This is a genomic window from Paraburkholderia sp. BCC1885 (genome assembly GCF_900996235.1).
In the GTDB taxonomy this organism is placed as follows: Bacteria; Pseudomonadota; Gammaproteobacteria; order Burkholderiales; family Burkholderiaceae; genus Paraburkholderia.
Genome location: NZ_CAAJGM010000022.1, coordinates 129,030 through 155,572 on the forward strand (window position 1 = coordinate 129,030; position 26,543 = coordinate 155,572).

Genomic DNA, 26,543 nt, shown 5'->3' on the forward strand with positions numbered 1-26,543 from the left:
CAGGCCCTGCGGCCACGTTGCGATCAGGGCTTGCGCGCGGCGGGGAGGCCGCGCGCCATGCGCCGTCAGGCCTGTCGGAGCCCTCACCGGGCGGCCTTGTCGAGTTCGGGATAGTGTCGGAAGATGCCCGTTTCGTTGTAGGCGAGGCGCCGCTTCGAAGTCAGATAGGCGGCGATGTTGGGACGTGCCGCTACCGCGTCGTGCAGCGCGGCGAGCAGCGGATAGTGCTCGCCGAAATGCTTCATCGCCCGTGGAAACGCGTAGTGCAGGCCGTCGATCAACTGGAACATGGAGAGGTCGACATAGGTCAGCTTGTCGCCCACCAGATGCGCGTCGCTCTGATAGTTCTGCGTGATCACGCGCTCGAAATAATGCATGAACTTCGGGATCCGATGGTCGATGAAATCATGGGCGCGGATTTTCGCCGCCTCTTTCTGGTCCTCGTAATAAAGGCCCGAGGCGAGCGGGTGATGCGTGTCGTGGACTTCGGTGACGACGTCGGCAATCGTCATTTGCAGGCCGTTGGCGACGTAGCGCAGGCCGTCGTCGGCCGGGGCGAGGCCGAGCTTCGGCCCGAGATAGAACAGGATGTTGGCGGTCTGCGAGATCAGCAGATTGCCGTCGCGCAGGAACGGCGGCGCGAACGGCGGGCAGGACTCGTGCCGGCTGTCCATCACGGACATCATCGCGCCGGTGCCGAGCCCCTTCGCTTCGCTGCCGCGCGCCACTTCGACGTAGTCCGCGCGTGCTTCTTCCAGTGCCAGCCGCACGAATTCCCCGCGGCCTTGCAAACCGTCCCAATAGTAGAGTTCAAAGCTCATCGATCGATCCTCTCCCGGTTGATTTCCGCTGAGTTGCGGTTGATTCGAACTGCGCCGCAATCAGTATGCCGTGCGAGCGCGCCGCGTTGTGGGGAGAAATGCAGGCAAACCGTCTGCCAAAACGCATCAAGCCCCGCACGCGGCGGGGCTCTTTGCAACCGGCGTGCAACCGGCGGGGACTGCGGCCGGACGCGCTAGGCGTGGCTCAACCGAACAGGCGCTGCACCGCCCAGGTGATGCCCAGGCCGCCGCCAATCAGCCAGACATACAGGATCAGCCCGGTGGTCAGCGCGCGTGGACCGGCCTCACGGATCTGCGAGATGCGGGTTTCGATGCCGAGCGCGGTCATGGCCATGGTGAGCGCGAAGGTGTCGAGCGTGTTGACCGTCTGCGTGGCCGCTTCGGGCAGCACGTGCAGCGAATTCACTACTACGCAGCCGAGGAAACCGAGCGCGAACCAGGGAATCGCCAGCTTGCGCGGGGCGTGCGCGGCACCGGTTTCGCCGGCGGCTTGCGAAGCCGTGGCGCCACGGCGCGCCGGCCGGTTGATCCACAGGCCGATCGCGAGCAGCACCGGCACCAGCAGCATCACGCGCGTCATCTTGACGATGGTGGCGATGTGGGTCGCCTCCGGGCTGACGTTGCTGGCCGCGCCTACGACCTGAGCGACTTCGTGAATCGTGCCGCCGAAGAACAGCCCCGCGCCGATGGTATCCAGATGCAGCCAGCCGGCCTTGAACAGGATCGGGTAGAGGAACATCGAGAGGGTGCCGAACAGCACCACGCTGCCGACCGCCATGGCGCTCTTGTGCGGCTTCGATTGCAGCGTCGATTCGAAGGCGAGCACGGCGGCCGCGCCGCAGATCGCGCTGCCGGCGGCGGTAAGCAGCGCCGTGTCACGGTCGAGCTTCATCAGCTTCATGCCGGCCCAGGTGCCGATGACCAGCGTGCTCACCACCACCAGCACCGATTCGGCGAGGCCGGGCAGGCCGACCTGGGCGATTTCCTGCAGGCTGACCCGCAGGCCGAAGAACGCCACGGCGATGCGCAACAGTCTGCGCGCCGAAAAGTTGACGCCGGCGGCCCAACTGGCCGGCATGCCGTCGCGCAACGCGTTGCCGTACACGGCGCCGGCGACGATGCCGACGATCAGCGGGCTGAGGCCGAGCCCGGCGATGGCCGGCACGGCGGCGATGCGGGTCACGGCGGCGGCGAACAGGGCGACGAACAGGACGCCGTTGAGCTGTCCTCGGGTGCTGGAAGCAGTAGCGGGGGGCGTGGCGTGCAGTTGAGCGGTGGACATGGTGTCGCCTCGTAGGCGGGTTTGGATCGGATGGCCTAATCCTAGTTTGAATATATCGATATGAAAAATCGTCATTTGTGACATAAACTATCGGCTGAACTGATAATTAAGCGCCATGACCCCCGACCAGCTTATAACTTTCGCCGCCGTCGCCGAGCATCGCAATATCAGCCGGGCGGCGCTCGCCTTGCATCTGTCGCAGCCGGCGGTGTCGGGGCAACTGCGCCTGTTGCAGGAAGAGTTCGGCGAGCCGCTTTATCAGCGCGACGGCCGCGGCGTGCGTCTGACGCCGGCTGGCGAGCAACTTGCCAGCTATGCCATGCGGCTGCGCGACACGTGGCGGCAAGCCCATGCCTATCGCGATGCGCTGCGCGGGCTGGAGAGCGGCACGCTGCGGGTCGGCGCGAGCACCACGCCCGCGAGCTACCTGCTGCCGTATCTGATTGCCGGCTTTCACCGGCTGTTTCCGGACGTGACGCTGCATACGACGGATGGCAACACGGCTGAGATTGTCGGCGCGCTGGCTTCGCTGGATATCGCTTTGGTGGAAGGGCCGGTGGGTGCCGATCTGCCGCCCGATACGGCGGTGCGGCCGTGGCGCGAGGACGAGATCGTGGCGATCATGCCGCGCGGCCATCCGCTTGCCGGCAATTTTGGAGAGGGGGCGGCGGCCGGCCGCATCGAGCTGGCCGAACTTGGCGCGCATCCGCTGGTGCTGCGCGAGGCCGGATCGGGCGTGCGTCAGATGGTCGAGCGGGCCTTCGCGCGCGCGGGCGTGCCCATGCGGGTCGCGCTGGAGATCGCCGGGGTCGAAGGGGTGAAGGAAGCCGTGCGCGCGGGGATGGGCGTCGGCTTCGTTTCGGCCATGTCGATGCGCCACGAAAGCGCGGCGTTGTGCCGGTTCTCGCTCGGTCCGGAGCCGTTGACGCGGCGCTTCTCCATTCTGATTCCGCATGCCAGTGCGCCGTCGCGCGTGGTGGAGCGGTTTCTTGAGCTGACCCATGCCGAAGGGGCGTGAGCGGGAGGCATGAATCGGGACTTGAATCGGGGCCCGACATGCTCGCCGGCCCACCAATGAGAATCAAAATATTTGTCGGCGCGCGTTCAAAACATTCATTGCGGTTCAATTGCCCGTTGCTATACTAAATTCCAGTTGATTGAGTCTGGAAATGGGAAATAATCACGTTTATTCAGATAATCGAATGTGGGTGATCGTCTGGGTAAACAATTAATTTTCAGATTGATCGGCACGCTCCGTTTCGAATAAGTCAATTGTAAATGATCCTGTTGCGGGAGGATGGCGTTCGTCCCGTTATATATGCATGTTTATTAGCCTGATCGTCAATTTTTAATTTGTTTATTTCGAATTCTGCTCAGGGAGTTTAAAAGTGAGTATCAAGAAATTCAACGCGCAGCCCTTTGCTTTGCCGTTTGATCCACGTACCACCGCCCTGGTGGTGATCGACATGCAACGGGATTTCATCGAGCCGCGCGGTTTCGGCGAGGCGCTGGGCAACGATGTTTCGCTGCTGCGCACCGCCATCGGACCGTGCCAGAAAGTGCTCGAAGCCGCTCGCAATATCGGCATGCTGGTGGTCCACACGCGCGAAGGTCATCGTCCCGATCTGGCGGACTGCCCGCCCGCCAAGCTGACGCGCGGCGGCAAGACCTTCATTGGCACGGATGGCCCGATGGGGCGCATTCTGGTGCGCGGCGAAGCCGGGCACGACATCATTCCCGAGCTGTATCCACTGCCGGGCGAACCGGTGGTCGACAAGCCGGGCAAGGGCGCTTTCTATCAGACCGACCTGCATCTGATTCTGCAGAATCATGGCATCAAGACACTGATCGTGTGCGGTGTGACAACCGAAGTGTGCGTCACGACCACCGTGCGCGAAGCCAACGATCGCGGCTATGAATGCATCGTGCCGCAAGACTGCGTGGGCTCGTATTTTCCGGAGTTCCAGAAATCCGCGCTCGAAATGATCAAGGCGCAGGGCGCGATCTTTGGCTGGGTCAGCGACTCGGCGAGCATTGTCGAGGGGCTGCGCGACTGACGCGCAGCCAGTGCGATGCAGATCGTTTCGTTGACGGCGTTGTCGTGCGGTTACCACGTGCCGCAAGGTGCTGCGCCAACGCGGCGCTACCGGATTCACAGCCGCTTCCGGCAGGCCCTGAACCTGACGCGCGGCGACGGCGATCTGCTGACTTTACTGGACTCACGCTACGGGAACACGCCCGCCGCGATTCGCGTCGCGGCGCCGCTGGGATGGGACTGGCGTAGCCGCACGGCGGATGGCCTCGCGGTGCTGCTGCAAGACGGCGCGCTGCATGCAGACGGGTGGCGCTTGGCGCTTGGCCGCGCAGTCCGCTGGGAACCGCCGCCCTTCACGCCACGCGAGCGGCCGCCGCCCGCGGCGCTTTACAAGGCGCTCACGGCCGACCTGCGGCGCTATGTGAATGAGCACGGCTTGCACAGCGCGCTGCAACTACTGCCGGACTGGCCCACGGGCGGACGTGTCATCACGCTGGCGGTGGACGATGAGCCGCCACGGTTGCAGGCGCAGGTGGAGCGGCTCATCGGATACGGCACCGGTCTCACGCCCGACGGCGACGATTTCCTGCTCGGTTATCTCGCTGTTTTGAGGCCATGGTCGCATCTCGACGCCATTGCCGGCCATTTTGAATTATTGAAACAGTCGATTACCGGTCAACTGAAGGCGACCACGGATATCAGCCGCCATTATTTGAATATGGCATTGCAAGGACATCTTTCCGAGCCGCTTAGCCGTCTGATAGCCGCAATTAGCAGCAGTGCGAATGACGTGGAAATCCACCATGCGGCCTTAAGTGTCATGCGGACGGGTTCCGCGTCGGGCGTGGACAGCCTTTCAGGCGTCATTCACGGCATTGCGGCATTGCAGGCGGCGCTCTCCGTGAATATTGAAACCCTTTGACGATGATTCGGTAATTACAACAATCCCAGGTGACCCTATGAATATCAAAATAAAAATATTCAGGAACATGTACCAGGACTCGGTTTCCCTGATGCAGATTTCCGCGCAGATCAGCAAGCTCGCGGGCGTGGAACAGGCGTCGGTGGCGATGGGTACGCCGGCGAACCTCGTGCAGTTGCGCGACGCCGGTCTCGACGACGGCGTGGACGCCGGACCCAACGATCTGATCGTGGCGGTGCGCGGTGAGCCCGCCGCCTGCGACGAGGCGCTGGCGCTCGCGAACGAGCGGCTGACCAGCCGTCCCGACGAAGCCGCGAGCGACGCCGAACGCGCGCCGCCGCCCACCAGCCTCGAAATGGCGACGGAACGGGTAGCGGGCGCGAACCTCGCCCTGATCTCCGTGCCGGGCGACTATGCCGCGGCCGAAGCGCTCAAGGCGCTGGCCCTCGGCATGAACGTCATGCTGTTCAGCGACAACGTCAGCCTTGCGCAGGAAAAAGCGCTCAAGACAGAAGCACGCAACCGGCAGCGCCTCGTGATGGGTCCCGACTGCGGCACCGCCATCGTGAACGGCATGCCGCTCGGCTTTGCCAACGTGATCCGGCGTGGTCCGATCGGCGTGGTCGCCGCTTCGGGCACCGGTTTGCAGGAAGTGACCTGCCGCATCGACCAGCTGGGCTCGGGTATCTCGCAGGCGCTGGGTACGGGCGGTCATGATCTGCACGAGGAGATCGGCGGCATTTCAATGCTGTTCGGGCTGGACGCGCTGATCGACGATCCGCAGACGCGCGTCATCGTGCTGATTTCGAAGCCGCCGGCCCGGCCGGTCGCCGAGCGGATTCTCGCGCGCGCCCAGGCGGCGGGCAAGCCGGTGGTGGTGCATTTCCTCGGCGCCCAGCCGCACGACGTCACGGCGCCGGGCATCGTGCCGGCCGGCACGCTCGCCGATGCCGCCGCGGCGGCCGTGGCGCTGGCGCAAGGCGCCGGCGTGCCGGCGGCCTCCGTATGGCTCGGCGCGGCGGACGCGGCCGTCCTCGCCGAAGCCGCGCGTGCCATGCCGGCGCGCCGCCGCTTCATTCGCGGCGTGTTCGCGGGCGGCACCTTCTGTTACGAAAGCCAGTTGCTGTGCCGTGAACAGGGTCTCGCCGCCGCCTCGAACACCCCGGTGCACGGCAACACGCGCCTCGCCGATATCTGGCGCAGCGAGGGCCACACGCTGGTCGATCTTGGCGACGACGATTTCACGCGTGGCCGGCCGCATCCAATGATCGATCCCACCCTGCGCAACGAACGGATTCTCGCCGAATGCCGCGATCCGCAGACAGCCGTGGTGCTGTTTGATCTCGTGCTGGGTTACGGCGCGGCGGCCGAGCCCGCCGGCGAACTGGTCGCGCTGCTCGAACAGGCGCGCAACGAGGCGCGCGCCGCGAGCGGTGAAATTCAGCCGGCGGATTTCCCGCTGCTGATCTCCCACGTATGCGGCACCGACGCCGACCCGCAGGGCCGCAGCCGGCAGATCGCGGCGCTGCAGGAAGCGGGGGTGCTCGTCGCCGGTTGCAACGCGCAGGCGGCGCTGTGGGCGAGTCACGTCGCGCAGCTTCAATTGAAAAAATAACGGGGCACCGAATGAACACACTATTTAGCGAGCCGCTGAAGGTCGTCAATTGCGGCTTGTCCAGCTTCGCGGACAACCTTCAACTGGCTGGGGGCGAGGTGCTGAATCTGGCATGGCAGCCGCCGGCCCTGGGCGACGTCGAGGCGGGCCTCGCGCTCGCCCGGCTGTTGCGTCACCCGCTTGTCGAGCAGGCCAACCAGCGCGCCTTCGAGGCGTATCTCGCGGCGCAACCGGTGCTGGTCGACGTGATGGGGGCGGCCGAGGCGATTCCCGCCCTGGCGCAGAGCCGCCGCATTCTCCATTCCGGACCGCCTATCGCCTGGCAGGACATGTGCGGTCCCGTGCAAGGCGCGATCGTCGGGGCGATCCTGTTCGAAGGCTGGGCCGACAATGCCGCGGCGGCGCAGCGGCTCGCCGCCGAGGGCGGCGTCGACCTCGAACCCTGCCACCACTATCAGTGCGTCGGTCCGATGGCGGGCATTATCAGCCCGTCGATGAATCTGTTCGTTGTGCAGAACAAGACCAATGGCGAGCGTGCTTTCTGCAACTTCAACGAAGGCCTCGGCAAGGTGCTGCGCTTTGGCGCCAACAGCGAGGAAGTCCTGCAACGCCTGCGCTGGATGAAGCAGGAACTCGCGCCTGCCCTGAAGGCGGCGCTGCGCGAACTGGGCGGCCTTGAACTGAAGCCGCTGATGGCCCAGGCGCTGCATATGGGCGACGAGATCCATAACCGCAATGCGGCGGCAACCGGGCTGTTCCTGAAACGGGTGATTCCCGCGCTGCTGGCCACAGGCCTGCCGCTCGACCACCTGCAGCGCGTCGTGGCCTTCATGGCCGGCAACGATCACTTTTTCCTCAACCTGTCGATGGCGGCCTGCAAGTCGATGCTCGATGCCGCCGCCAACGTGCCGTTCAGCTCGATGGTCACGGTGATGGCGCGCAACGGCGTGAACTTCGGCATTCGCCTCTCCGGCACCGGCGACCAATGGTTCCAGGCCAAAGCGAATCCGGTGCAAGGGCTGTTTTTCCCGGGCTACGGCGTCGACGACGCGGCAGCGGATCTCGGCGACAGCGCGATCACCGAAACCGCGGGGGTGGGCGGCTTTGCCATGGCGTCGTCGCCGGCCATCGTCAAGTTCGTCGGCGGCACGCCGGCCGATGCGATCGGCCACAGCCGCAGGATGCAATCCATCACGCTGGGCGGCAATCCGGCCTTCACCTTGCCGAGCCTGAACTTCGCGCCGACCGCGGCGGGCATCGACGCACGCAAGGTGGTGGACCGCGGCATCCTGCCGGTCATCAATACCGGCATCGCTCACAAGCAGGCCGGCATCGGCCAGATCGGCGCGGGCATCACGACGGCGCCCATGCCGTGCTTTGTCGAGGCGATTCGCGCGCTGGCCGCTCAGGTCGAACAATTTCCAGGAAACGCATCATGAAAAAACCTTTGGCGGTGGTCGCGGTAGGAGGTAACGCGTTGATTCGCGACGACTCGCATAACAGCATTCCCGATCAGTACGGCGCGGTGGTGGAAAGCGTGCGCCACATCGCGGAAATGATCGAAGCCGGTTGGGATCTCGTCCTGACGCACGGCAATGGGCCGCAGGTCGGTTTCATCCTGCGGCGCTCCGAACTGGCGGTCGACGAAGTCTCGGCCGTGCCGCTCGACTACGCGGTCGGCGACACGCAGGGCGCGATCGGCTACATGTTCCAGAAGGCGTTGGGTAACGAACTGCGCCGGCGCCGCATCAACCGCCCGGTTGTCGCGCTCGTCACGCAGACGCGCGTCAGCCTGGACGATCCGGCCTTCCAGCATCCCGCCAAGCCGGTCGGGGCCTTCTTCGACGAGGTCACGGCGCGTCGGCGCCAGAAAGAACTCGGCTGGACGCTGATGGAGGATGCCGGGCGTGGCTGGCGCCGCACGGTGCCGTCGCCGGATCCGCTCGAAATCGTCGAGCACGGTGTGATTGCGGAATTGCTCGCTCAGGGGTGCGTGGTGATCGCGTGCGGCGGCGGCGGGATTCCGGTGGTGCGCGACGAAGAGCAGCGCCTGAGCGGCGTCGAGGCGGTGATCGACAAGGATCTCGCCTCCGCGTTGCTCGCCGGACAGCTCGGCGCGGACCTGCTGTTGATCCCCACCGGCGTCGAGCAGGTCGCGGTCAATTTCGGCACGCCCGAGCAGCGCTGGCTTGACCGCCTGAGCGTGGCGCAGGCGCGCGATCTCATCGCGCAAGGGCAGTTCGGCGCGGGGAGCATGCAGCCGAAGGTCGAGGCGATCCTGCGCTTCGTATCGCAAAGCCACGCAAACGGCAAGGACGCCTGCGGGCTGATCACCAGCCCGGCCGCGATCCGCGATGCGCTGCTGCACAAGACCGGCACCTGGATCGGCGTGTGACGCGCGCGTCCGGTGACCCACACAACATATCTAGAGGCAATTTCTTATGACATCGACCACCCTGGTGGCAGTCAACGGCACGCTGATGCGCGGCCTGGAACTGAACGTGAATATGACGATCGCGGGCGGCGTGTTCGTTCGTGAGGACAAAACTGATCCGCATTACCGGCTATGGAGCATTCATGACCGGCATCCCGGCATGATCCGCGTCGCCGACGGCGGCGTGGCCGTCGCGCTGGAAATCTGGCAGTTGCCGAAGGCTTCTCTGGCCGATCTGCTGTTGAGCGAACCGGCCGGTCTTTCGATTGGCAAGATCCGGCTGATCGACGGCACGGAGATGCTCGGCGTGCTCGCCGAACCGTGGCTGGTCGAAGGGCAAAAGGAGATTACCGGCCACGGTGGCTGGCGGGAATACACCGGGCATTTCCGTGGATCGGAAGCGCACGACCGTTGATTCTCGTTAATTGCCGTTCATCCCGGCTAGAAAGTGGAGTTTCCTATGCGTGAAACAGAGGTGAATCTCGCCACGGCTCCGGCCTGGCGTATTGCGATGATTCTGCTCGGCATCGCCGCGACACCCGTGTTGTTGTCGTCGGCGAGCCTCGGCAGCAAATTGTCGAGCAGCGATTTGATAAGCGTCGTCGCGATGGGTGGCATTATCCTGACCGTGCTGGCAGCCGTCACGATCTCCGTCGGAGAGAAAGCGCGGCTGCCCACCTATGGCATCGTCAAATACCCTTTTGGCGAGAAGGGCGCCGTGGCCATCAATCTGCTGCTGGCGGTGAGCCTGTTCGGATGGATCGCGGTCACTGCCAACATGTTCGGCCATTCGGTGCACGATCTGCTGGCGCAACTGGGCCTTGAAATCCCTGCGCCGCTTCTGGTCGCCGCGGGCTGTGTCATCTTCGTGGTGTCGACGGCGTTCGGCTTCGAGGTCCTGGGGCGTGTTGCGCAGTTTGCCGTGCCGGTGATTGCGCTGGTCCTGTGCTACAACCTCTACATTGCGACGCATGGGACGGCCGCCGTCGCGGCTAATCTGAGCAGCATGAACCGGGGCGTGGCGGTGTCGTCGGTGGTGGGCACGATCATCGTGCTGGTGGCGACCTTGCCCGACTTCGGCAGCTTCGTCCATAACCGCAAACACGCCGTGGCCGCCGCCGTGGTGACGTTTCTGCTGGCGTATCCGCTGCTCTATTGGGCGGGCGCTACGCCGAGCGCGTTAACCGGAAAGGACTCCTTATTGACTGCAATGGCGTTGTTCGGCGCGCTGGTTCCAGCAGGACTGCTCATGGTATTCGCCACGCTGACCGCCAATTCGGGCAATATGTTTCAGGGCACCCTGGTGGTCTCCACGCTGCTTTCGCGCTTTCCGAAATGGCAGATCACGATCGCGCTGGGCGTGCTGGCGGCGATTGTCGGCTGCATGGATATCATGGCGTGGTTCATTCCGTTCCTGCTATTTCTGGGCATTGCGACACCGCCGGTGGCCGGCATTTATATCGCCGACTTTTTCCTGTACCGCCGCGGCGGCTATGACGAAAGACTGCTCGCCAGCGATCCGCAGATCAAAACGTTGACCTTCGTGGCGTGGATTGCGGGTTCGGTGGTGGGCTTTGCGGCCGTCAAGGGTGTACTCACCCTGACCACCATTCCGTCGCTGGACTCCATCCTGACCGCCTGCGTGTGTTACGCGATCTTGAGTCGCTTTGCGCCGGCGCGCGAGCGGGTCAAGCAGGCGTAAGTCCTTCCACGATGATGTTTTTTGACAGTTCCTCGCAGACTGGCGTCTATCATCGAAACACGTTTTTCTGCGAGGGAGTCGGGCATGCTGGCATCGGACGAAAGCATTCGTGTCATTCACATGGTGGCGAAATACCAGAGCATCAGCGCGGCGGCCGAGCGGTTGAACAAGGTGCCGTCCGCAATCAGCTATACGGTGAAAAAGCTCGAAGAGGCGTTCGGTGTGCAGCTGTTTTTGCGCAAGGGTTGTTATATCGAATTGACCTCGGCCGGCGAATATTTCATTTCCTATAGCAAGGCGATTCTCGACGATTTCGACACCCTCAAGCGCAATGTGCAGATGGTCCACGAAGGCGGCGAGCGCGAACTGAAAGTCGCGGTCAACAATATCGTGCCGCAAGCCGTCATGGCCGATTTCATCTGCGACTTCGAACACACGTTTCCCTCGACCCAGATCAGCCTGCAACAGGAGGTCTATAACGGCTGCTGGGATGCGCTTTACGGCAACCGGGTCAATCTGGTGATCGGCGCACCGCACGCGGTGCCCAGCACGGAGGGCATCGTCAGCGAGCCGCTTGGTCTGCTGACCTGGGATTTCGTCGTCGGCAGCGGTCATCCGCTGGCGGGGGAAACGCATACGCTGCTGAACTCGCAGTTGCGCCGCTATCCGGCGGTGTGCATCCGCGACACCGCGGTCAATTTCAATCCGATGCAGGCGTGGCTGCTCGACGGGCAGAAGCCCATCTTCGTGCCGGATTTTCCGACGGCCATTGCGCTCATCCGGCGCAATGTGGGAATCGGCTATATTCCGACGCATTTGCGGCGCGATCCTGCCATCACCGGACTCGTAAAAAAATCGACCCAGGAGCAAAAGCACGCCACGCGCCTGTTTCTGGCGCATCGTCCCGAAGCCTTGGGCAGAAGCGGAAAGTGGTGCGTGGATTATTTCTCGCGTCAGCGTGTGCGTCAGCATGTGTGCGGCGGTAATGTCGCCTGGCCGGGAACTGCGCCTGCCATTGCGTAAAACGCCACCACGCAAATGACGGCGCGGCGGCGTTATCGCCTGCGCTGAGCGCCAGGGAATTCCTCTATGGCGTGACGACCTGTATTCGAGGGACGATGTAAACGTTCCAAGTGCCTCGGCACTTTTTTTATCGGAAGGGTTGGAACCGGTTCCATCCGCGGAAAGACAGGCTCGAACGCTTCGCAGGGAGCCCAGGAGTCGAACGCCCATGACCTCATCGCGCGCCATCCGCCGCTGGTGGACGATCATGCCGATCGTCTTCATCACCTATAGCCTGGCCTACCTCGACCGCGCGAACTTCGGCTTTGCTTCGGCTGCGGGGATCAACCAGGATCTCGGCATCGGCAAGGGGCTGGCATCGCTGATCGGCGCGCTGTTCTTCCTCGGCTACTTCTTCTTCCAGATTCCCGGCGCGATCTACGCGGAACGCCGCAGCGTTAAAAAGCTGGTGTTCTGGAGCCTGATCCTGTGGGGCGGCTGCGCGTCGCTCACGGGCGTGGTCAGCAATATTGCCTCGCTGATGGCGCTGCGCTTCGCGCTCGGTGTCGTCGAGGCCGCCGTGATGCCGGCCATGCTGATTTTCATCAGCAACTGGTTCACCAGGCCCGAGCGTTCGCGCGCCAACACCTTTTTGATTCTCGGCAATCCGGTGACGGTGCTGTGGATGTCGGTGGTGTCCGGTTATCTGGTGCATTCGTTCGGCTGGCGCCCCATGTTCGTCGCCGAAGGGGCGCCGGCCATCATCTGGGCCGTGTGCTGGTGGTTCATCGTGCAGGACAAGCCGGCGCAAGTTTCATGGCTCACGCAGCAGGAAAAGGACCAGCTTGCCGCGACGCTGCGTGCCGAACAGGCCGCGCTTAAACCAGTACGCAACTACGGCGAGGCATTTCGTTCGGCCGCAGTGCTCAAGCTCTGCGCGCAATACTTTTGCTGGAGCATCGGCGTGTACGGTTTCGTGCTGTGGCTGCCGTCGATTCTGAAAAACGGTTCGACGCTCGGTATGGTGGAAACCGGCTGGCTCTCGGCGCTGCCGTATCTGGCCGCGACCCTCGCCATGCTGGCGGTGTCGTGGGCATCGGATAAACTGAATCGTCGCAAGATATTCGTCTGGCCGCTCCTGCTGATCGGCGCGCTGGCGTTCGCGGCGTCGTATGCCGTCGGCTCGACGCATTTCTGGACCTCGTACGGGCTGCTGGTGATCGCGGGCGCGTCGATGTACGCGCCGTATGGGCCGTTCTTCGCGATCGTGCCGGAACTGCTGCCGAAAAACGTCGCGGGCGGCGCGATGGCCCTGATCAACGGCATGGGTGCGCTAGGCTCGTTCGTCGGCTCGTATCTGGTGGGTTATTTGAACGGTGCGACCGGGTCGCCGGCGGCATCGTATGGTTTCATGAGCGCGGCGCTCGTCGCCGCGGTGATTTTGACGCTCGCCGTCAAGCCGCAGCCGCCGGTTTCGGCGCAGCGCGTCGCCACTCCATTGCAAGGAAAATAAGCAGATGAACAGGATCGTTGCCTACAAGCCGCTGCCCGACGACGTGCTGGCGTATTTGCAAAAGCATGCCGAGGTAGTGCAGGTCGATGCGGAGCAGCATGACGCGTTCGTCGCGGCTCTCAGGGACGCGCACGGCGCAATCGGCGCGAGCGTGAAGATCACCCCGGCGATGCTCGATGGCGCGACGAAGCTCAAGGCGCTGTCGACGATTTCGGTGGGCTTCGACAACTTCGACGTGGCCGACCTCACGCAGCGCGGCATCCTGCTCGCGCATACGCCGGACGTGCTGACGGAATCGACCGCGGATACGGTGTTCGCGCTGATTCTCGCCACCGCGCGCCGGGTGGTCGAACTGGCCGAGTGGGTCAAGGCCGGCAAATGGCAGGGTGGCGTGGGGCCGGCGCAATTCGGCGTCGAGGTGCAGGGCAAGACGCTCGGCATCGTCGGCCTCGGGCGGATTGGCGGCGCGGTGGCGCGGCGCGCGGCGCTGGGTTTCAACATGCGCGTGCTCTACACCAACCGCAATCCGAATCCGCACGCGCAAGAGGCTTACGGCGCGCGTCGCGTCGAGCTCGACGAGTTGCTGGCTACCTCCGACTTCGTCTGCCTGCAGGTGCCGCTCACGCCCGAGACGCAGCATCTGATCGGCGCGGCGCAATTACGCGCCATGAAGAAGAGCGCGATCCTGATCAACGCCTCGCGCGGCCCGACTGTCGACGAACCCGCGCTGATCGAAGCGCTGCGCGACGGCACGATCCACGCCGCCGGTCTCGATGTATTCGCCACCGAACCACTGCCGGCCGACTCGCCGCTGCTGTCGCTGCCGAACGTGGTGGCCTTGCCGCACATCGGTTCGGCGACGGCGGAGACGCGCCACGCCATGGCCTTGAACGCGGCGGAGAACCTCGTTGCCGCGCTCGACGGCACGTTGACGCGTAACGTCGTGAACCGCGAGGTCCTGCGCAAGTGAGCGTGCTGTGAGCCATCCTCACCCGGCCGCCCCGCGCCGCGCCACCATCACCGATGTGGCGCGCGAAGCCGGCACCGGCAAGACCAGCGTGTCGCGCTACCTGAACGGCGAGCTGAGCGTGCTGTCGCCCGAGTTGCGCGCGCGCATCGAAGCGGCCATTGGACGCCTCGACTATCAGCCCAACCAGATGGCGCGCGGCCTGAAGCGCGGCCGCAACCGTCTGATCGGCATGCTGGTCGCGGATCTGACGAATCCCTATTCGGTCGGGGTGCTGCAAGGCGTCGAAGCCGCCTGTCAGGCGCTCGGCTATATGCCGCTCATCTGCCACGCGGCCAATGAGGTGGAAATGGAGCGCCGCTATCTGCAACTGCTGAGCACATACCGCGTGGAAGGCGTGATCGTCAACGCGCTCGGCGTGCGCGAAGAAACCCTGCGGCCGGTAGGCGACGGCGGGATTCCCGCGGTGCTGGTGGATCGCATGGTGGAGGGCCTCGTTGCGGATATGGTCGGGCTCGACAATACGGCGGCGGTCGAGCTGGCCACGCGTCATCTGCTGGAGCGCGGTTTCGACGACATCTGGTTCGTCGTGCAGCCGTTCGAGCGGGTCAGCTCGCGACGCCTGCGCGAGGCGGCGTTTCGCGCGGCGCTCGACGGCCAGACGCGCGCGCGAGGGCATACGGTGGTGCTGGAGCTGGGCGACGCAGCGGCGCTCGAGGAGACGCTGGCTGAACTGGACCGTGCGGTGGAGGCCGTGTTTGCGGCTCAGCCGGACTTCCCGGCTACGGACTCTCGCCGTGTCGCCTTGTTCGCGGCCAATGCTCCGGTGGCGCTGTGTCTCGCCCGGCATCTGAATGCGCGCCATGGCGCGAGCTGGCAGGAGCACGTTGCGCTGCTGTCCGTCGACGACCCCGAATGGGCTGAATTCGCCGGCATCACGACGATCCGTCAGCCGACCTATCAGATCGGCTATCGCGCGGTGGAGTTTCTGCACGAGCGTATCGACGGCGTCGAGGGCGCTGCGCGCGACTGCCTGCTGCCCGGCGAATTGATCGTGCGCGCCTCAACTTCGCGCTGATCTGCGATCATTCGGGCTGCGGCGCGGCAATGCGCGCCGGTCATCGCAAGGAAACTCATGGTTGTTGCACCTCTCACGCTGACTTGTCTGGCCCTCGCGACGCTGTTCGTCGCGGTTTTACCGATCATGCTGTACCGGCAATTGCGCCGTCCGTTCGGCCTGAGCGCCCGCGATTCGATCGCGGGCGTCGCCGTGTTCGCGCTGTGCGCGATGGTGATCGAGCGCGCCGTCAACGGCTATGTGCTGCATCAGAACGAAACCACCGCCGCGTGGTTGTCGAATCCGGTCAGCTTCGTCATTTACGGCGCGCTGGTGGCCGGGGTCTGTCAGGAGGTGGGGCGTTACGTCGCGATGCAGTTGATGTGGCGGCGCGCCACGGCCGGCGCCGCGGGCACGGTGACGGCCGAGCCGCGAGCCGGCAGGCGGTTCAGCAAGGCGCCGGCGCCTTCGACCGGCGATAGCACGGCGCTCGGCTACGGCATCGGCCACGGCGGCGGCGAGGCGTGGATTGTCGGCGTGCTGGTCGAGATACAGTGGATCGTATTTGCCGTGGTCGAAAACCGTGGCGAGCTCGAGACCTACCTGGGCGATATCCCGGTCGATTCGATGATGCGCATTCACCTGATCCTCGCCAGCCTGTCGCCGCAGACAGCGGGCATTTTCGTGCTGGAACGCGTGGCCGCGCTGGTGTTGCAGATCGGGCTGTCGGTGTTGATGTGGCGCGGCGTGCGCGCCGGCCGGCGCTGGATCCTGCCGCTGGCGATCGCGGCGCATGCGTTCGTCGAAGGCCCCGCGGCGCTGTTTCAGGCCAAGGTCCTGCCGCTCGCCGCGGTGGACGGCCTGTATGCCTTACTGGCGCTGATCGTGGCAGGCGTGCTGGTGAAAATTTTCCGCCGCGAGGCGCAAGTGGCCCAGACTCGCGCCTGAACCCCGGGCTTAAGTACGACTCTGCGCACCCATCCCATTCTCTGGCGATTTTCCAACCTTCGGTCTGTAAAAATGGAAGCCTATCAATACGACTGCGCGAGCCCTGACTTCGAAGAGCTGGCGCGGGTCATCAGCGACCTGTTCCCCGAGCAGACGCAATTCATCCAGCGTGCGGCCGAGGACGGCACGCCGACCCTGGCGGTGCACTGGGTCGCGATGCGCTTCGGCGCGGCGGCGCGCCGCATCACGGTGAGCATCGTCATGACGGCTGCCGTGCTGGCGCGTTACCGGGCCATGCCGGCACGGCAGCGCGGCCGCAGTTTCGCGGTGTTGCGTGCCTATGTCGAGGCCACTATCGGCTCGCTGGAGGAGCAGTACGCGAACGGCGAGGCAGTGCCGCGCGAAGTCACGATCGAACTCGACGAGCAGTTCGCATGACTTGCCGGGCGCGCCCGGCGCCGTGGCATCAATCCGCCGGCCGATAAACCTTGGCAAAACGCGCCGCCTGCACGACGCCATAGTCGCCCGGCGCGTATTGCATGACCCAGTCGCCAGCGCTGCCGCGCAGCACGTCGCCGCCGGCCGCGGTGCGCGCCAGCGAGAACGGTTCGCTCATCTGCCGTGCCAGCACCACGGCCGGCCGGTTGCGGTACGGTCCCGGCTCGCCATGGACGAGCGCGGCATCCGCAGGAACATATTTCGCGTCGAAACGATCGCGCGACACCACCCAACGCTCACCAGTCGAACCGGTTACCAGCGCATCGCGCGGGACATAGCGGTTCGGACCTTCGAGGCTCATCAGCTCGCCGTCCTCAGTGGCGAAGGCGACGGCGACGGTTTCGTCCTTGACGACACGTTGCGCGGCCGCATCGAGGCGCAGGTCGAGGTTCTTGAGTTCGATCATGAAGCAGAGCGCCAGAAAGGTAAGAGCCGAATCATGCCAGAAGCATAAAGCACAACGCCTGCCGGTGAGGGCAGGCGTTGTGCGGAGCCAGGCTGAAGCGTCAATAACGACGCCAATGACGACGCAAATAAAGCGCGGGCTTTATTACTGCGCCTTACCGTGCTTTTTGCCGCCGGCGCCGGCGTTCGGGCCTTGACGGAAGGTCTGATCGGCCAGCTTCTTCTGTTCCGGCGAGAGGCTGCTGTAGAGCGGTTCGAACGCGTCGACCAGCTTCTTCATGCCGTCGGCGTGCGCCTGGGCGATGGTCGCGTATTGCTTCATGTCGTCGATCGCCGACTGCGGGCCTGCATCGTGACGCTGCTTGAACAGGGTGCCCATGGTGTCGCCGTTGCTGCGCATGACATCAGCAAAGGCGTTCCATTGCGTTTCCTGCGCCGGGGTGATCTTGAGCTGCGAGTGCAGGTAGGCAATGCGGTCTTCGACGTTGCGTTCGTGCTTGCCAGCCTGCGCGGAGGCGGCGGGAGCCGACGCCGGTGCAGCGGTTTGTGCGAAGGCGCCGCTCATGGCGAGCGTGGAAGCCAGAATTACCAGTGCTTTTTTCATCGAAACTCCTGATGTTCGTTCGTATTCGGATACAGCGCAGATAGCGCGTGGTCAAGGCGCGGGTCATGCAGATGGCGTCTTGCCGATTAGCCGGTCGGAATGCCCGCCTTGCCAAGCTCGCTATTAGTAACACGATATCCCTACAATACGACTACGTTGCGACAAACGCTTACAACCGAAACGAACCGGAAACGCAGGCGGCGACTGCCAAGAGCCGGTGACTTCGTGACGGGATGGGATAATCCGCCGCACGCTGCTCAACTCACCAGACAAGATTGCCATCGATGAGACCCCCGCGCCTCGATCAACTCGACGACCTCGACCGCAACCTCGTCGCGCTGCTGCAGGCCAATGCGCGCGAAAGCGTGGCCGACCTCGCGCGTCAGCTCGGCGTGGCGCGCACCACGGTGATTGCGCGCATTGCCCGGCTCGAACGCACCAACGTGATCGCCGGCTACAGCGTGCGGCTGGGTCAGGACGTGCTCGATGCCAGCATCTATGCGTATGTGGGCATCATCATCGCGCCTAAGCACGGCCCCGACGTGCAGAAGCGTCTCGGCAAAATGCCCGAGGTGCAATTGCTGTGCGCGGTGAGCGGCGAGTTCGATTACGTCGCGTGGCTGCGCGCGGATTCGCCCGACCGGCTCAACGACCTGCTCGATCAGATCGGCGCGCTGGAAGGCGTCGAACGCACCACGACGTCGATCATTCTGGCGCGCAAGATCGACCGGGGGATGATCGGCGGGTGAGGGCGCGTGCATGCGCAGTGGCTTCGCGCCTTTGCTCCTGTCCTGATTTCGCCGCCGGTGCGTTTACACCGCTTTTACGCAATTTCGTCACTTTGACGTCTTGTATCGTCATTTCGTCGAAATAGCTGGTCATAGCGCAGCACTTTGCGCCTATAAACTGTTTTTGCTTCTCCCTAAACTGTCTCGCAAGGGTTCGGCCCGCCGGGCGCAGCGCCACGCGCCGCGTACTTTCGAAGCTGGAGACAGCGTACACAGAACAAGGAGAAGCACATGAAAGTTGCCATCGTTGGCGCAGGTTTGATCGGCCACACCATCGCGCATATGCTGCGTGAAACCGGCGATTATGAAGTCGTCGCTTTCGACCGCGATCAGCAGGCCCTCGACAAACTCGCCGGGCAGGGCATCCCGACCCATCGCGTGGATTCCGCCGACGCCGCCGCCCTGCGCGCCGCCGTGCAGGGCTTCGACGCGCTGATCAACGCGCTGCCGTACTACCTGGCCGTCAACGTCGCGACCGCGGCCAAGGGCGCGGGCGTGCATTACTTCGACCTGACCGAAGACGTCCGCGCGACCACCGCGATCCGCGCCATCGCCGAGACATCCGATCACGCCTTCATGCCGCAATGCGGCCTCGCGCCAGGTTTCATCGGCATTGCCGCGCATGAACTGGCGAACCGCTTCAGCGAAATCCGCGACGTCAAGATGCGCGTCGGCGCACTGCCGGAATTCCCGACCAACGCGCTGAAGTACAACCTGACGTGGAGCGTCGACGGCCTGATCAACGAATACTGCCAGCCGTGCGAAGCGATCCGCGACAGCCGCACGCAGTGGGTGCAGCCGCTCGAAGGCCTGGAGCATTTCTCGCTCGACGGCACCGAGTACGAAGCCTTCAATACCTCCGGCGGTCTCGGCACGCTGTGCGAAACCCTGGCGGGTCGCGTTGAGACGCTCGACTACAAATCGGTCCGCTATCCGGGCCACCGCGAGCTGATGAAGTTCCTGCTCGAAGACCTGCGTCTCGCGAGCGACCGCGACAACCTGAAGTCGATCATGCGCCGCTCGGTGCCGTCGACGGCCCAGGACGTCGTGCTGGTTTTCATCACCGTGACGGGTATGCGCGACGGTCAACTGGTGGAGGAAGTGTTCACGCGCAAGATCTTCGCGAAGCGGGTTTGCGGCGTGCAGATGAGCGCGATCCAGATCACCACCGCCGGCGCGATGTGCGCGGTGCTCGATCTGTTCCGCGAGAACAGGCTGCCGCACAAGGGCTTCGTGCGTCAGGAGCAGGTGTCGCTGCATGACTTCCTCGCGAACCGTTTCGGCCAACTGTACGAAGGGCAGTCGCTCGACGCGCTGGCGACGGTTTAAGCTGGGCGCTTTCGCGTTTGTCACTTGGCGGTCCGCGCTGCTACGCGTTTTCGGTTTGCGTTAGCGGCGCGTGCTGACCGTCTGCACCTCACACACACTTTCTCCCCGCTTGCGGCAACCGGTTCAGCCGGTTGGTTCGACCCATCCGCCGGCTGAACATGCCGTTGGCCGTTCGGCCAGGGTGGCGGACGCCGCGCACGTTGCTATGATGGCTGAACAGCGATACGTCAGCCGTAAGACACGCCACGCATAAGTCCGGCACACCCGCCGCAACGCCACAGCCATAAAAAGGGGAGACGCACATGCCGCAGCACCTTTGGGTTATCCGGAAAGCCTTGGTGCCGGCCGTCGTGCTCGCCGGACTTGCCGCCTGCGCCTCGGAGCCGGCCGAGCCGGTGGCGTTCAAGCCGGTGCCGGCCGAGCGGATCGTCAAGCCGGGCTTTACCCAGCCAGGTGAAGGACTCGTCACCGTGGATGTGCGGCGCGAACGCTCGCGCGACCTGGTCATCCGCTTTCGCGATGCGCTCGTCTATGTGGACGGCGTGCAGGTCACCGATTTGCTGAATGGCGAGCACGTCGCCTTTTACCTGAGCCCCGGCGCGCACCGGATCGCGGTCTCGACGCAGTTCGATCCGATCGTCGAAATGCGTTTCATCGTCACGGCTGATCCGCGTTACAGCAACCGCGCTTCGGTTACCTTCAACGCCGATCACCGCATCGAACTGCACCGCGTCGCTCAATAGCGTGTGGTTCGTGATTGTCGGTTCGCGGCCCACCGGTTCGCCGTCACGCCGGCTCGAACTAACGGCCAACCGCGTGGGTCACAATTCACTGACATCTCTGACATACAAAGCCGCTAACATGACAGCTTTTCTGCGTCCTCATGCCCATGCCCGCCGTCCTGATCGAAAATCCGGACAGTGCGCAGATGCGGCGCCGACCTCAAGGTAATCCACACCATGCTGATCAATTGCGCAGCCTATCAGGATGGCCGCAAGCTGGCCGATATCCCCATCGAAGACATCAGCGAGTACGTGGCGCGGCCCGAGTGCTTCGTCTGGGTCGCGCTGAAGGATGCGAGCCCCGAGGAACTCGCGGTGATGAAAGAGGAATTCGGCCTGCACGAGCTGGCGGTCGAAGACGCCCTGGTGGGCCGTCAGCGGCCGAAGATCGAGGAATACGGCGACTCGCTGTTCGCGATCATGCACACGGTCGAGATGGACGACGACCGCGAGTTGCTGATCGGCGAGGTGGACGTGTTCGTCGGCCCGAATTATGTGCTCTCCGTGCGCAATCGCACCCGTTTTGGTTTTACCAGCGTGCGCGAGCGCTGCGAGCGCGAACCGCATCTGCTCAAGGAAGGCTCGGGCTTCGTGTTGTATGCACTCGCGGACGAAATCGTCGATCGCTACTTCCCGATTCTCGAGTCGCTCGGCGCGGAAATCGAGGAAGTCGAAGACCGCATCTTCGGCAAGAACGACCTGGCCGCGTCGCGGGCGATCATCGAGGACCTGTATTCGCTCAAGCGCCGCCTCGTGAGCCTGCAGCATCACGTCGCGCCGTTGCAGGAAGCCATCAGCAAACTGAGCGGCGGCCGCGTTCCGCAGGTGTGCTCCGGGATGGAAGCCTATTTCCGCGACATCTACGACCACCTGGAGCGCATCGTGCGGACCATCGACGGCCGCCGCGAAATGATCGTGACGGCGATCCAGGTCGACCTCGGCATGATCTCGCTGGCCGAGAGCGAGGTGACCAAGCGCCTCGGCTCCTTCGCCGCGCTGTTCGCGGTGCCGACGATGATCGCCGGCATCTACGGCATGAACTTTCAGACGATCCCCGAACTGCATTACAAGTACGGCTATCCAATCTGCATCGCCGTGATGTTCACGGTCGACCTGTTTCTGTGGTGGCGTTTTCGCAAAGCCGGCTGGCTCTGATCCAGCGCCCGGCGGCCGGTGGCGCGCGGCCCTGGCCACGGCGGCAGGGCGGCGGCGCCAGGCGACGAGCCGAGCCGAGCGGCACGGCGGCACTGCGACGCCCGACCGGCCCCGTCTGCAAGCGGCGTCGTGTTGCGAACGCACGCCCTGGCGTCAAGCCCGCGCGGTCTTCCCACTTGCATCGCTTGCAATATCGGTCCAGCATTAGCGGCCCGTCGCCGGCGAACGGGGCAGGCGGCAGGCCAGCATGCGCAAACGAGGCGGGAGACCATGTCAAAGCCACGTGGGCGTCCATGCTGAAGCCAGGCTTACACTTGGTTCCGAACAACGCCCCGCACGAGAACAGAACGGCCTGGCCGCAATTTGCAATACCCGCACGCCGCAGGCGAGCGGCCTGTACGTCGCAACAATGCAGGCCGTTGACACTGACGATAGGCTCCATGTGAAGTGGGCCGCGCAGACGTTTTCGCTTGATGAAAAACGAAGGCTCATTCCGAGCCTATAAACCTGGAGATTTTGCATGGACCACCGCATTCGCCGCCGCGTCCTGACGGCCGCTGTCGCTCTGACCGCTTCTGTTGCGTTGCCTTTTTCGTCCGCCCATGCGCAAGCCGCCAAAAAACCGCGCGTGGCGCTCGTCATGAAATCTCTCGCCAATGAGTTCTTCCTCACCATGGAAAATGGCGCGAAGGACTATCAGAAGCACAACACCGGCCAGTTCGACCTGATCACCAACGGCATCAAGAACGAGACGGACACGGCGGCCCAGATCCAGATCGTCGAGCAGATGATCGTGTCGAAGGTCGATGCGATCGTGCTGGCGCCGGCCGACTCGAAGGCGCTGGTGCCGGTGGTCAAGAAGGCGATCGACGCCGGCATCATCGTCGTGAATATCGACAACCGGCTCGACCCGGACGTACTCAGGTCGAAGGACCTGAACGTGCCGTTCGTCGGCCCGGACAACGCCAAGGGCGCACAGAAGGTCGGCGAGTATCTGGCGAAGAAGCTGAAGGCGGGCGACGAGGTGGCCATCGTCGAAGGCGTATCGACCACCACCAATGCGCAGCAGCGCACCGCTGGCTTCAAGGCGGCGATGCAGCAGGTCGGCGCGAAGATCGACTCGGTGCAGTCGGGTGAATGGGAAATCGACAAGGGCAATGCAGTCGCATCGGCCATGCTCAATGAATATCCGAACCTGAAGGCGCTGCTGTGCGGCAACGACAACATGGCGATCGGCGCGGTCTCGGCTGTGCGCGCGGCCGGCAAGCAGGGTAAGGTGTACGTGGTCGGCTACGACAACATCGGCGCCATCAAGCCGATGCTCAAGGACGGCCGAGTGCTCGCTACCGCCGATCAGTACGCGGCCAAGCAGGCGGTGTTCGGCATCGATACGGCGCTCAAGGCCTTAAGCGAGCACAAGAAGCAGGGCGAGCTGTCCGGCGTGGTGGAAACGCCGGTCGATCTGGTCACGAAGTAACCGGCCAAGGCTTGCTGAAGGCCAACCGGGGGGCCAACCTGGAGCCGAATTAAGCCAGCCTGAGGCCGGCTTGAGATCCGCCTGAAGCCGAGAGCCCATGGGCTTACAGTAATAACTGCAATCGCAATTGCAATCACGGCCGCGTTCGCGCCACAGTTCGGCGCGCCCGCGGCCAGCAGGACAGGCCCGTTTAGCCGGCCGGGACGCCCGGTTCGGCCGGGTTGCAGGGCAAGTTCACACGACTGGTTCGCGCCAATTCAATAAACGCTCAAGAAAGCCGCGCAGCCGCCGTTATTCCAGAGATAAGCGTCATGTCGGACGCGGCGGGACGGGGTCCGCTGGAAAGTCCAGCGCAGAACCCGCCTTGAGCCGGCATGACACGTGGTCGCCCAGTTCCGGGCTCCAGCCGGTTGCCGTCCGTCTGAAGCCCTGAAGAGGCGGCCCCGGAACCAGGATCGCAATGGAATTGACCGCTCATCAGGCACTGCCCGCCGTATTGTCCGTGACGGGGATCGGCAAGACGTATGCCGAACCCGTGCTCGCCGACGTTGCGCTTTCGCTCTTTGCCGGCGAGGCATTGGCGCTGACGGGCGAAAACGGCGCTGGCAAGAGCACCTTGTCGAAGATCATCGGCGGCCTCGTCGTGCCGGACGCCGGCACGATGCAGCTTGGCGGCATGCCGTATGCGCCGGGCAGCCGTACCGAGGCCGAGGCGCTCGGTGTGCGCATGGTGATGCAGGAACTGAATCTGCTGCCCACCCTTTCGGTGGCCGAAAACCTGTTTTTGAACCGCTTGCCGCAGACGGGTCCGCTGCGCTTCGGCTGGATCGACCGGCGCCGTCTACGTGAAGATGCGCGGGCCGCGATGGCGCAGGTCGGGCTCGAAGCGATCGACCCCGACACGCTGGTCGGCGAACTGGGCATCGGCCATCAGCAGATGGTCGAAATTGCCCGTAACCTGATCGGCGACTGCCGCGTGCTGATTCTCGACGAGCCGACCGCGATGCTGAGCGCACGCGAGGTCGACCTGCTGTTCGAGCAGATCGGGCGGCTCAAGTCGCGCGGCGTCGCGCTGGTTTACATCTCGCACCGGCTCGAGGAACTGGCCAGGGTGGCCGAGCGGGTCGCCGTGCTGCGCGATGGCCGGCTCGTCAAGGTCGAGGCCATGAACGCGCTGACGAGCGAGCAGATCGTCACGTTGATGGTGGGTCGCGAGATCGGCGAACAGATCGATCTGGGCGTGCGCAAGATCGGCGCGCCGCTTCTGAAGGTCGAGGGCCTGACGCGCGGCAAGGTGGTGAACGACGTGTCCTTCGAGGTGCGCGCGGGCGAGATTTTCGGTATCAGCGGCTTGATCGGCGCTGGCCGGACCGAGCTGATGCGGCTGATCTTCGGTGCGGACCAGAAGGACGGCGGCACGGTATCGCTGGCGACGACGCCGGGCGCCGCGCCGACGCCGGTGCGGATCGACTCGCCGACGGACGCCGTGCGGCTCGGTATCGCGCTGATCACCGAAGACCGCAAGGGCGAAGGCTTGCTGCTGCCGCAACCGATTGCCGCCAACGTGTCGTTGGGCAATATCGGCAGTGTGGCAAGTCACGGCGTGGTCGATGCGGGGCGCGAAAACGCGCTCGCGCAAAAACAGATCGCGGCAATGCGGATTCGCAGCTCCGGGCCGGCCCAGATCGTCGGCGAGCTGTCGGGCGGTAACCAGCAGAAGGTGGTGATTGGCCGCTGGCTGGCGCGCGATTGCCAGGTGCTGTTATTCGACGAACCGACGCGCGGCATCGACGTGGGCGCGAAGTTCGACATCTACGGTCTGATGGGCGCACTGGCCCGCGAGGGCCGCGCGCTCGTGGTGGTATCGAGCGACCTGCGCGAACTGACGCTGATTTGCGACCGCATCGGCGTGATGTCGGCGGGACGCATGACGGGGGTGTTCGAGCGCGACAGCTGGAGTCAGGACGCGCTGCTGGCCGCCGCATTCGCCGGGTACCGGGCGCGCGAGACCTTGCTGAACGCCGCCGCCAGCGTCAATGAAGCAGGGAGTCTGTCATGACCGGACCAGCGGTGCCTCCGGACGGCCATCAGCGCGGCGCCCATGGCGTTGCGGGCGCTACGGACGTCAAACCGCCCGCGGCCGATCCGTCCGCGCCGCTCGCGAGCGGCAAGCCGGCCGGCACGCGCCTCGGTTTTTCGAATTACCTGGGGCTGGCGGGCGCCTTGCTGGCGATGATTGCGCTGTTTTCGGTGCTCAGTTCGCACTTTCTGACCTACGACACGTTCAGCACGATCGCCAACCAGATTCCGGATCTGGTGGTGATGGCGGTGGGCATGACCTTCGTGCTGATCATCGCGGGGATCGATCTGTCAGTCGGCTCGGTACTGGCGCTGGGTGCGTCGGTGGTCAGCGTGGCGGCGCTCAGGTGGCACTGGCCGCCGCTGCCGGCGGCTTTGCTCGGCATGGCCGCGGCCGCGCTGAGCGGCACGGTGACGGGCGCGATCACGGTGGGCTGGCGGATTCCGTCGTTCATCGTCTCGCTCGGTGTGCTCGAAGCGGCGCGCGGTCTTGCGTATCAGATGACGAACTCGCGCACCGCCTATATCGGTGACGCCTTTGACGTGCTGTCCAACCCGATCGCGTTCGGTATCTCACCGGCCTTCGTGATCGCCGTGGCGGTGATGGTGCTCGCGCATCTGGTGCTCACGCGCACGGTGTTCGGGCGCTATCTGGTGGGCATCGGCACCAATGAGGAAGCGGTGCGGCTGGCGGGTGTCAATCCGCGTCCTTACAAGGTGATCGTGTTTGCGCTGATGGGCGCGCTGTCCGGACTCGCGGCGCTGTTCCAGATTTCGCGGCTCGAAGCCGCCGACCCCAACGCGGGCGACGGCATCGAGCTGCAGGTGATCGCGGCCGTCGTGATCGGCGGCACGAGCCTGATGGGCGGCCGCGGGTCGGTGATCAGCACGTTTTTCGGCGTGCTGATCATTTCGGTGCTGGCGGCGGGGCTCGCGCAGATCGGCGCGAACGAGCCCACCAAACGCATCATTACCGGCGCGGTGATCGTGGTGGCGGTGGTGCTGGATACATACAGAAGCCGGCGCAAGCGCAGCTAGCGGCGCGGCGCTTGCCGGCACAGAGCAACAGGCAGCAGGCAGGGCATGGAACGAGCGGGTTGGATCTGT

General features: G+C 64.3%; 25 protein-coding genes. 21 read left to right on the forward strand and 4 right to left on the reverse strand.

The genetic code is table 11. The features are described 5' to 3' along the window. Window positions 1-83: 83 nt before the first annotated feature. Window positions 84-821 carry a glutathione S-transferase gene (locus FQ755_RS01880; RefSeq protein WP_144150420.1) on the reverse strand — a complete coding sequence of 246 codons (738 nt, stop codon included), beginning with the start codon at window positions 819-821 and terminating at the stop codon, window positions 84-86. A gap of 205 nt (window positions 822-1,026) precedes the next feature. Beyond that, a complete protein-coding gene (locus FQ755_RS01885; RefSeq protein ID WP_144150422.1) occupies window positions 1,027-2,124 on the reverse strand; it encodes a YeiH family protein in 1,098 nt (365 codons plus the stop codon). 115 nt (window positions 2,125-2,239) lie between these two features. Here FQ755_RS01885 and FQ755_RS01890 point away from each other — a divergent pair, with 115 nt between their 5' ends. The 14 genes from FQ755_RS01890 (at window position 2,240) to FQ755_RS01955 (ending at window position 16,757) form a co-directional block, all read left to right on the forward strand. Beyond that, window positions 2,240-3,142: a LysR family transcriptional regulator gene (locus FQ755_RS01890; RefSeq protein WP_144150424.1), complete on the forward strand. Its 903-nt coding sequence runs from the start codon at window positions 2,240-2,242 to the stop codon at window positions 3,140-3,142. Window positions 3,143-3,512: 370 nt separating this feature from the next. Continuing rightward, on the forward strand, window positions 3,513-4,181 hold the full coding sequence (locus FQ755_RS01895) for a cysteine hydrolase family protein (protein WP_144150426.1): 669 nt from the start codon (window positions 3,513-3,515) through the stop codon (window positions 4,179-4,181). Window positions 4,182-4,196: 15 nt separating this feature from the next. Then, window positions 4,197-5,081, forward strand: coding sequence for a DUF2877 domain-containing protein (locus FQ755_RS01900; protein ID WP_144150428.1), 885 nt, complete (start codon window positions 4,197-4,199; stop codon window positions 5,079-5,081). A 37-nt stretch (window positions 5,082-5,118) separates the two neighbouring features. Continuing rightward, window positions 5,119-6,696 (forward strand): acyl-CoA synthetase FdrA, encoded by a 1,578-nt coding sequence (gene fdrA, locus FQ755_RS01905; RefSeq protein ID WP_144150430.1) that lies wholly within the window; start codon window positions 5,119-5,121, stop codon window positions 6,694-6,696. Window positions 6,697-6,707: 11 nt separating this feature from the next. After that, window positions 6,708-8,135, forward strand: coding sequence for a DUF1116 domain-containing protein (locus FQ755_RS01910; protein WP_144150432.1), 1,428 nt, complete (start codon window positions 6,708-6,710; stop codon window positions 8,133-8,135). Then, window positions 8,132-9,091 (forward strand): carbamate kinase, encoded by a 960-nt coding sequence (locus tag FQ755_RS01915; RefSeq protein WP_144150434.1) that lies wholly within the window; start codon window positions 8,132-8,134, stop codon window positions 9,089-9,091. The genes FQ755_RS01910 and FQ755_RS01915 overlap by 4 nt, the downstream gene beginning before the upstream one ends. A gap of 46 nt (window positions 9,092-9,137) precedes the next feature. Beyond that, window positions 9,138-9,545 (forward strand): glutamyl-tRNA amidotransferase, encoded by a 408-nt coding sequence (locus FQ755_RS01920; protein ID WP_144150437.1) that lies wholly within the window; start codon window positions 9,138-9,140, stop codon window positions 9,543-9,545. Between the two features lie 45 nt (window positions 9,546-9,590). Further along, the gene (locus tag FQ755_RS01925) at window positions 9,591-10,832 is read left to right on the forward strand and encodes a cytosine permease (protein WP_144150439.1); all 1,242 of its coding nucleotides are present in this window, start codon (window positions 9,591-9,593) and stop codon (window positions 10,830-10,832) included. An 84-nt stretch (window positions 10,833-10,916) separates the two neighbouring features. After that, window positions 10,917-11,855 (forward strand): LysR substrate-binding domain-containing protein, encoded by a 939-nt coding sequence (locus tag FQ755_RS01930; protein WP_144150441.1) that lies wholly within the window; start codon window positions 10,917-10,919, stop codon window positions 11,853-11,855. Window positions 11,856-12,063: 208 nt separating this feature from the next. Then, window positions 12,064-13,347 carry an MFS transporter gene (locus FQ755_RS01935; RefSeq protein ID WP_144150443.1) on the forward strand — a complete coding sequence of 428 codons (1,284 nt, stop codon included), beginning with the start codon at window positions 12,064-12,066 and terminating at the stop codon, window positions 13,345-13,347. 4 nt (window positions 13,348-13,351) lie between these two features. Then, window positions 13,352-14,317 (forward strand): 2-hydroxyacid dehydrogenase, encoded by a 966-nt coding sequence (locus FQ755_RS01940; protein ID WP_144150445.1) that lies wholly within the window; start codon window positions 13,352-13,354, stop codon window positions 14,315-14,317. Between the two features lie 7 nt (window positions 14,318-14,324). Then, complete coding sequence (locus FQ755_RS01945; RefSeq protein ID WP_144150447.1) at window positions 14,325-15,392, forward strand: LacI family DNA-binding transcriptional regulator; 1,068 nt, start codon at window positions 14,325-14,327, stop codon at window positions 15,390-15,392. A gap of 57 nt (window positions 15,393-15,449) precedes the next feature. Further along, a complete protein-coding gene (locus tag FQ755_RS01950; protein WP_144150449.1) occupies window positions 15,450-16,319 on the forward strand; it encodes a YhfC family intramembrane metalloprotease in 870 nt (289 codons plus the stop codon). Window positions 16,320-16,391: 72 nt separating this feature from the next. Then, window positions 16,392-16,757, forward strand: a complete 366-nt coding sequence (locus tag FQ755_RS01955; RefSeq protein ID WP_144150451.1) for a DUF3022 domain-containing protein — start codon at window positions 16,392-16,394, stop codon at window positions 16,755-16,757. 28 nt (window positions 16,758-16,785) lie between these two features. Here the strand turns inward: FQ755_RS01955 and FQ755_RS01960 are convergent, their stop codons facing one another. Both FQ755_RS01960 and FQ755_RS01965 read right to left on the reverse strand, forming a co-directional pair. Further along, complete coding sequence (locus FQ755_RS01960) at window positions 16,786-17,223, reverse strand: PGDYG domain-containing protein (protein WP_144150453.1); 438 nt, start codon at window positions 17,221-17,223, stop codon at window positions 16,786-16,788. Window positions 17,224-17,367: 144 nt separating this feature from the next. After that, window positions 17,368-17,826, reverse strand: a complete 459-nt coding sequence (locus FQ755_RS01965; protein WP_144150455.1) for a Spy/CpxP family protein refolding chaperone — start codon at window positions 17,824-17,826, stop codon at window positions 17,368-17,370. 284 nt (window positions 17,827-18,110) lie between these two features. Here FQ755_RS01965 and FQ755_RS01970 point away from each other — a divergent pair, with 284 nt between their 5' ends. The 7 genes from FQ755_RS01970 (at window position 18,111) to FQ755_RS02000 (ending at window position 26,474) form a co-directional block, all read left to right on the forward strand. Beyond that, window positions 18,111-18,575 carry an Lrp/AsnC family transcriptional regulator gene (locus FQ755_RS01970; RefSeq protein ID WP_122155001.1) on the forward strand — a complete coding sequence of 155 codons (465 nt, stop codon included), beginning with the start codon at window positions 18,111-18,113 and terminating at the stop codon, window positions 18,573-18,575. Between the two features lie 270 nt (window positions 18,576-18,845). Next, a complete protein-coding gene (locus FQ755_RS01975; protein WP_144150457.1) occupies window positions 18,846-19,943 on the forward strand; it encodes a saccharopine dehydrogenase family protein in 1,098 nt (365 codons plus the stop codon). Between the two features lie 302 nt (window positions 19,944-20,245). Then, the gene (locus FQ755_RS01980) at window positions 20,246-20,686 is read left to right on the forward strand and encodes a DUF2846 domain-containing protein (protein WP_260858244.1); all 441 of its coding nucleotides are present in this window, start codon (window positions 20,246-20,248) and stop codon (window positions 20,684-20,686) included. A gap of 216 nt (window positions 20,687-20,902) precedes the next feature. Continuing rightward, window positions 20,903-21,880 (forward strand): magnesium/cobalt transporter CorA, encoded by a 978-nt coding sequence (corA, locus tag FQ755_RS01985; RefSeq protein WP_144150459.1) that lies wholly within the window; start codon window positions 20,903-20,905, stop codon window positions 21,878-21,880. A gap of 520 nt (window positions 21,881-22,400) precedes the next feature. Further along, on the forward strand, window positions 22,401-23,357 hold the full coding sequence (locus FQ755_RS01990) for a sugar ABC transporter substrate-binding protein (protein ID WP_144150461.1): 957 nt from the start codon (window positions 22,401-22,403) through the stop codon (window positions 23,355-23,357). Between the two features lie 460 nt (window positions 23,358-23,817). Further along, window positions 23,818-25,416 (forward strand): sugar ABC transporter ATP-binding protein, encoded by a 1,599-nt coding sequence (locus FQ755_RS01995; RefSeq protein ID WP_144150463.1) that lies wholly within the window; start codon window positions 23,818-23,820, stop codon window positions 25,414-25,416. Beyond that, a complete protein-coding gene (locus FQ755_RS02000; protein ID WP_260858245.1) occupies window positions 25,413-26,474 on the forward strand; it encodes an ABC transporter permease in 1,062 nt (353 codons plus the stop codon). The genes FQ755_RS01995 and FQ755_RS02000 overlap by 4 nt, the downstream gene beginning before the upstream one ends. Window positions 26,475-26,543 lie beyond the last annotated feature (69 nt).

Coding starts and splice junctions, on each gene's coding strand:
- FQ755_RS01880 (WP_144150420.1), bottom strand. CDS start 821: ATGAGCTTTGAACTCTACTATTGGGACGGTTTGCAAGGCCGCGGGGAA.
- FQ755_RS01885 (WP_144150422.1), bottom strand. CDS start 2,124: ATGTCCACCGCTCAACTGCACGCCACGCCCCCCGCTACTGCTTCCAGC.
- FQ755_RS01890 (WP_144150424.1), top strand. CDS start 2,240: ATGACCCCCGACCAGCTTATAACTTTCGCCGCCGTCGCCGAGCATCGC.
- FQ755_RS01900 (WP_144150428.1), top strand. CDS start 4,197: ATGCAGATCGTTTCGTTGACGGCGTTGTCGTGCGGTTACCACGTGCCG.
- fdrA (WP_144150430.1), top strand. CDS start 5,119: ATGAATATCAAAATAAAAATATTCAGGAACATGTACCAGGACTCGGTT.
- FQ755_RS01910 (WP_144150432.1), top strand. CDS start 6,708: ATGAACACACTATTTAGCGAGCCGCTGAAGGTCGTCAATTGCGGCTTG.
- FQ755_RS01915 (WP_144150434.1), top strand. CDS start 8,132: ATGAAAAAACCTTTGGCGGTGGTCGCGGTAGGAGGTAACGCGTTGATT.
- FQ755_RS01920 (WP_144150437.1), top strand. CDS start 9,138: ATGACATCGACCACCCTGGTGGCAGTCAACGGCACGCTGATGCGCGGC.
- FQ755_RS01925 (WP_144150439.1), top strand. CDS start 9,591: ATGCGTGAAACAGAGGTGAATCTCGCCACGGCTCCGGCCTGGCGTATT.
- FQ755_RS01930 (WP_144150441.1), top strand. CDS start 10,917: ATGCTGGCATCGGACGAAAGCATTCGTGTCATTCACATGGTGGCGAAA.
- FQ755_RS01935 (WP_144150443.1), top strand. CDS start 12,064: ATGACCTCATCGCGCGCCATCCGCCGCTGGTGGACGATCATGCCGATC.
- FQ755_RS01940 (WP_144150445.1), top strand. CDS start 13,352: ATGAACAGGATCGTTGCCTACAAGCCGCTGCCCGACGACGTGCTGGCG.
- FQ755_RS01950 (WP_144150449.1), top strand. CDS start 15,450: ATGGTTGTTGCACCTCTCACGCTGACTTGTCTGGCCCTCGCGACGCTG.
- FQ755_RS01955 (WP_144150451.1), top strand. CDS start 16,392: ATGGAAGCCTATCAATACGACTGCGCGAGCCCTGACTTCGAAGAGCTG.
- FQ755_RS01960 (WP_144150453.1), bottom strand. CDS start 17,223: ATGATCGAACTCAAGAACCTCGACCTGCGCCTCGATGCGGCCGCGCAA.
- FQ755_RS01965 (WP_144150455.1), bottom strand. CDS start 17,826: ATGAAAAAAGCACTGGTAATTCTGGCTTCCACGCTCGCCATGAGCGGC.
- FQ755_RS01970 (WP_122155001.1), top strand. CDS start 18,111: ATGAGACCCCCGCGCCTCGATCAACTCGACGACCTCGACCGCAACCTC.
- FQ755_RS01975 (WP_144150457.1), top strand. CDS start 18,846: ATGAAAGTTGCCATCGTTGGCGCAGGTTTGATCGGCCACACCATCGCG.
- FQ755_RS01980 (WP_260858244.1), top strand. CDS start 20,246: ATGCCGCAGCACCTTTGGGTTATCCGGAAAGCCTTGGTGCCGGCCGTC.
- corA (WP_144150459.1), top strand. CDS start 20,903: ATGCTGATCAATTGCGCAGCCTATCAGGATGGCCGCAAGCTGGCCGAT.
- FQ755_RS01990 (WP_144150461.1), top strand. CDS start 22,401: ATGGACCACCGCATTCGCCGCCGCGTCCTGACGGCCGCTGTCGCTCTG.
- FQ755_RS01995 (WP_144150463.1), top strand. CDS start 23,818: ATGGAATTGACCGCTCATCAGGCACTGCCCGCCGTATTGTCCGTGACG.
- FQ755_RS02000 (WP_260858245.1), top strand. CDS start 25,413: ATGACCGGACCAGCGGTGCCTCCGGACGGCCATCAGCGCGGCGCCCAT.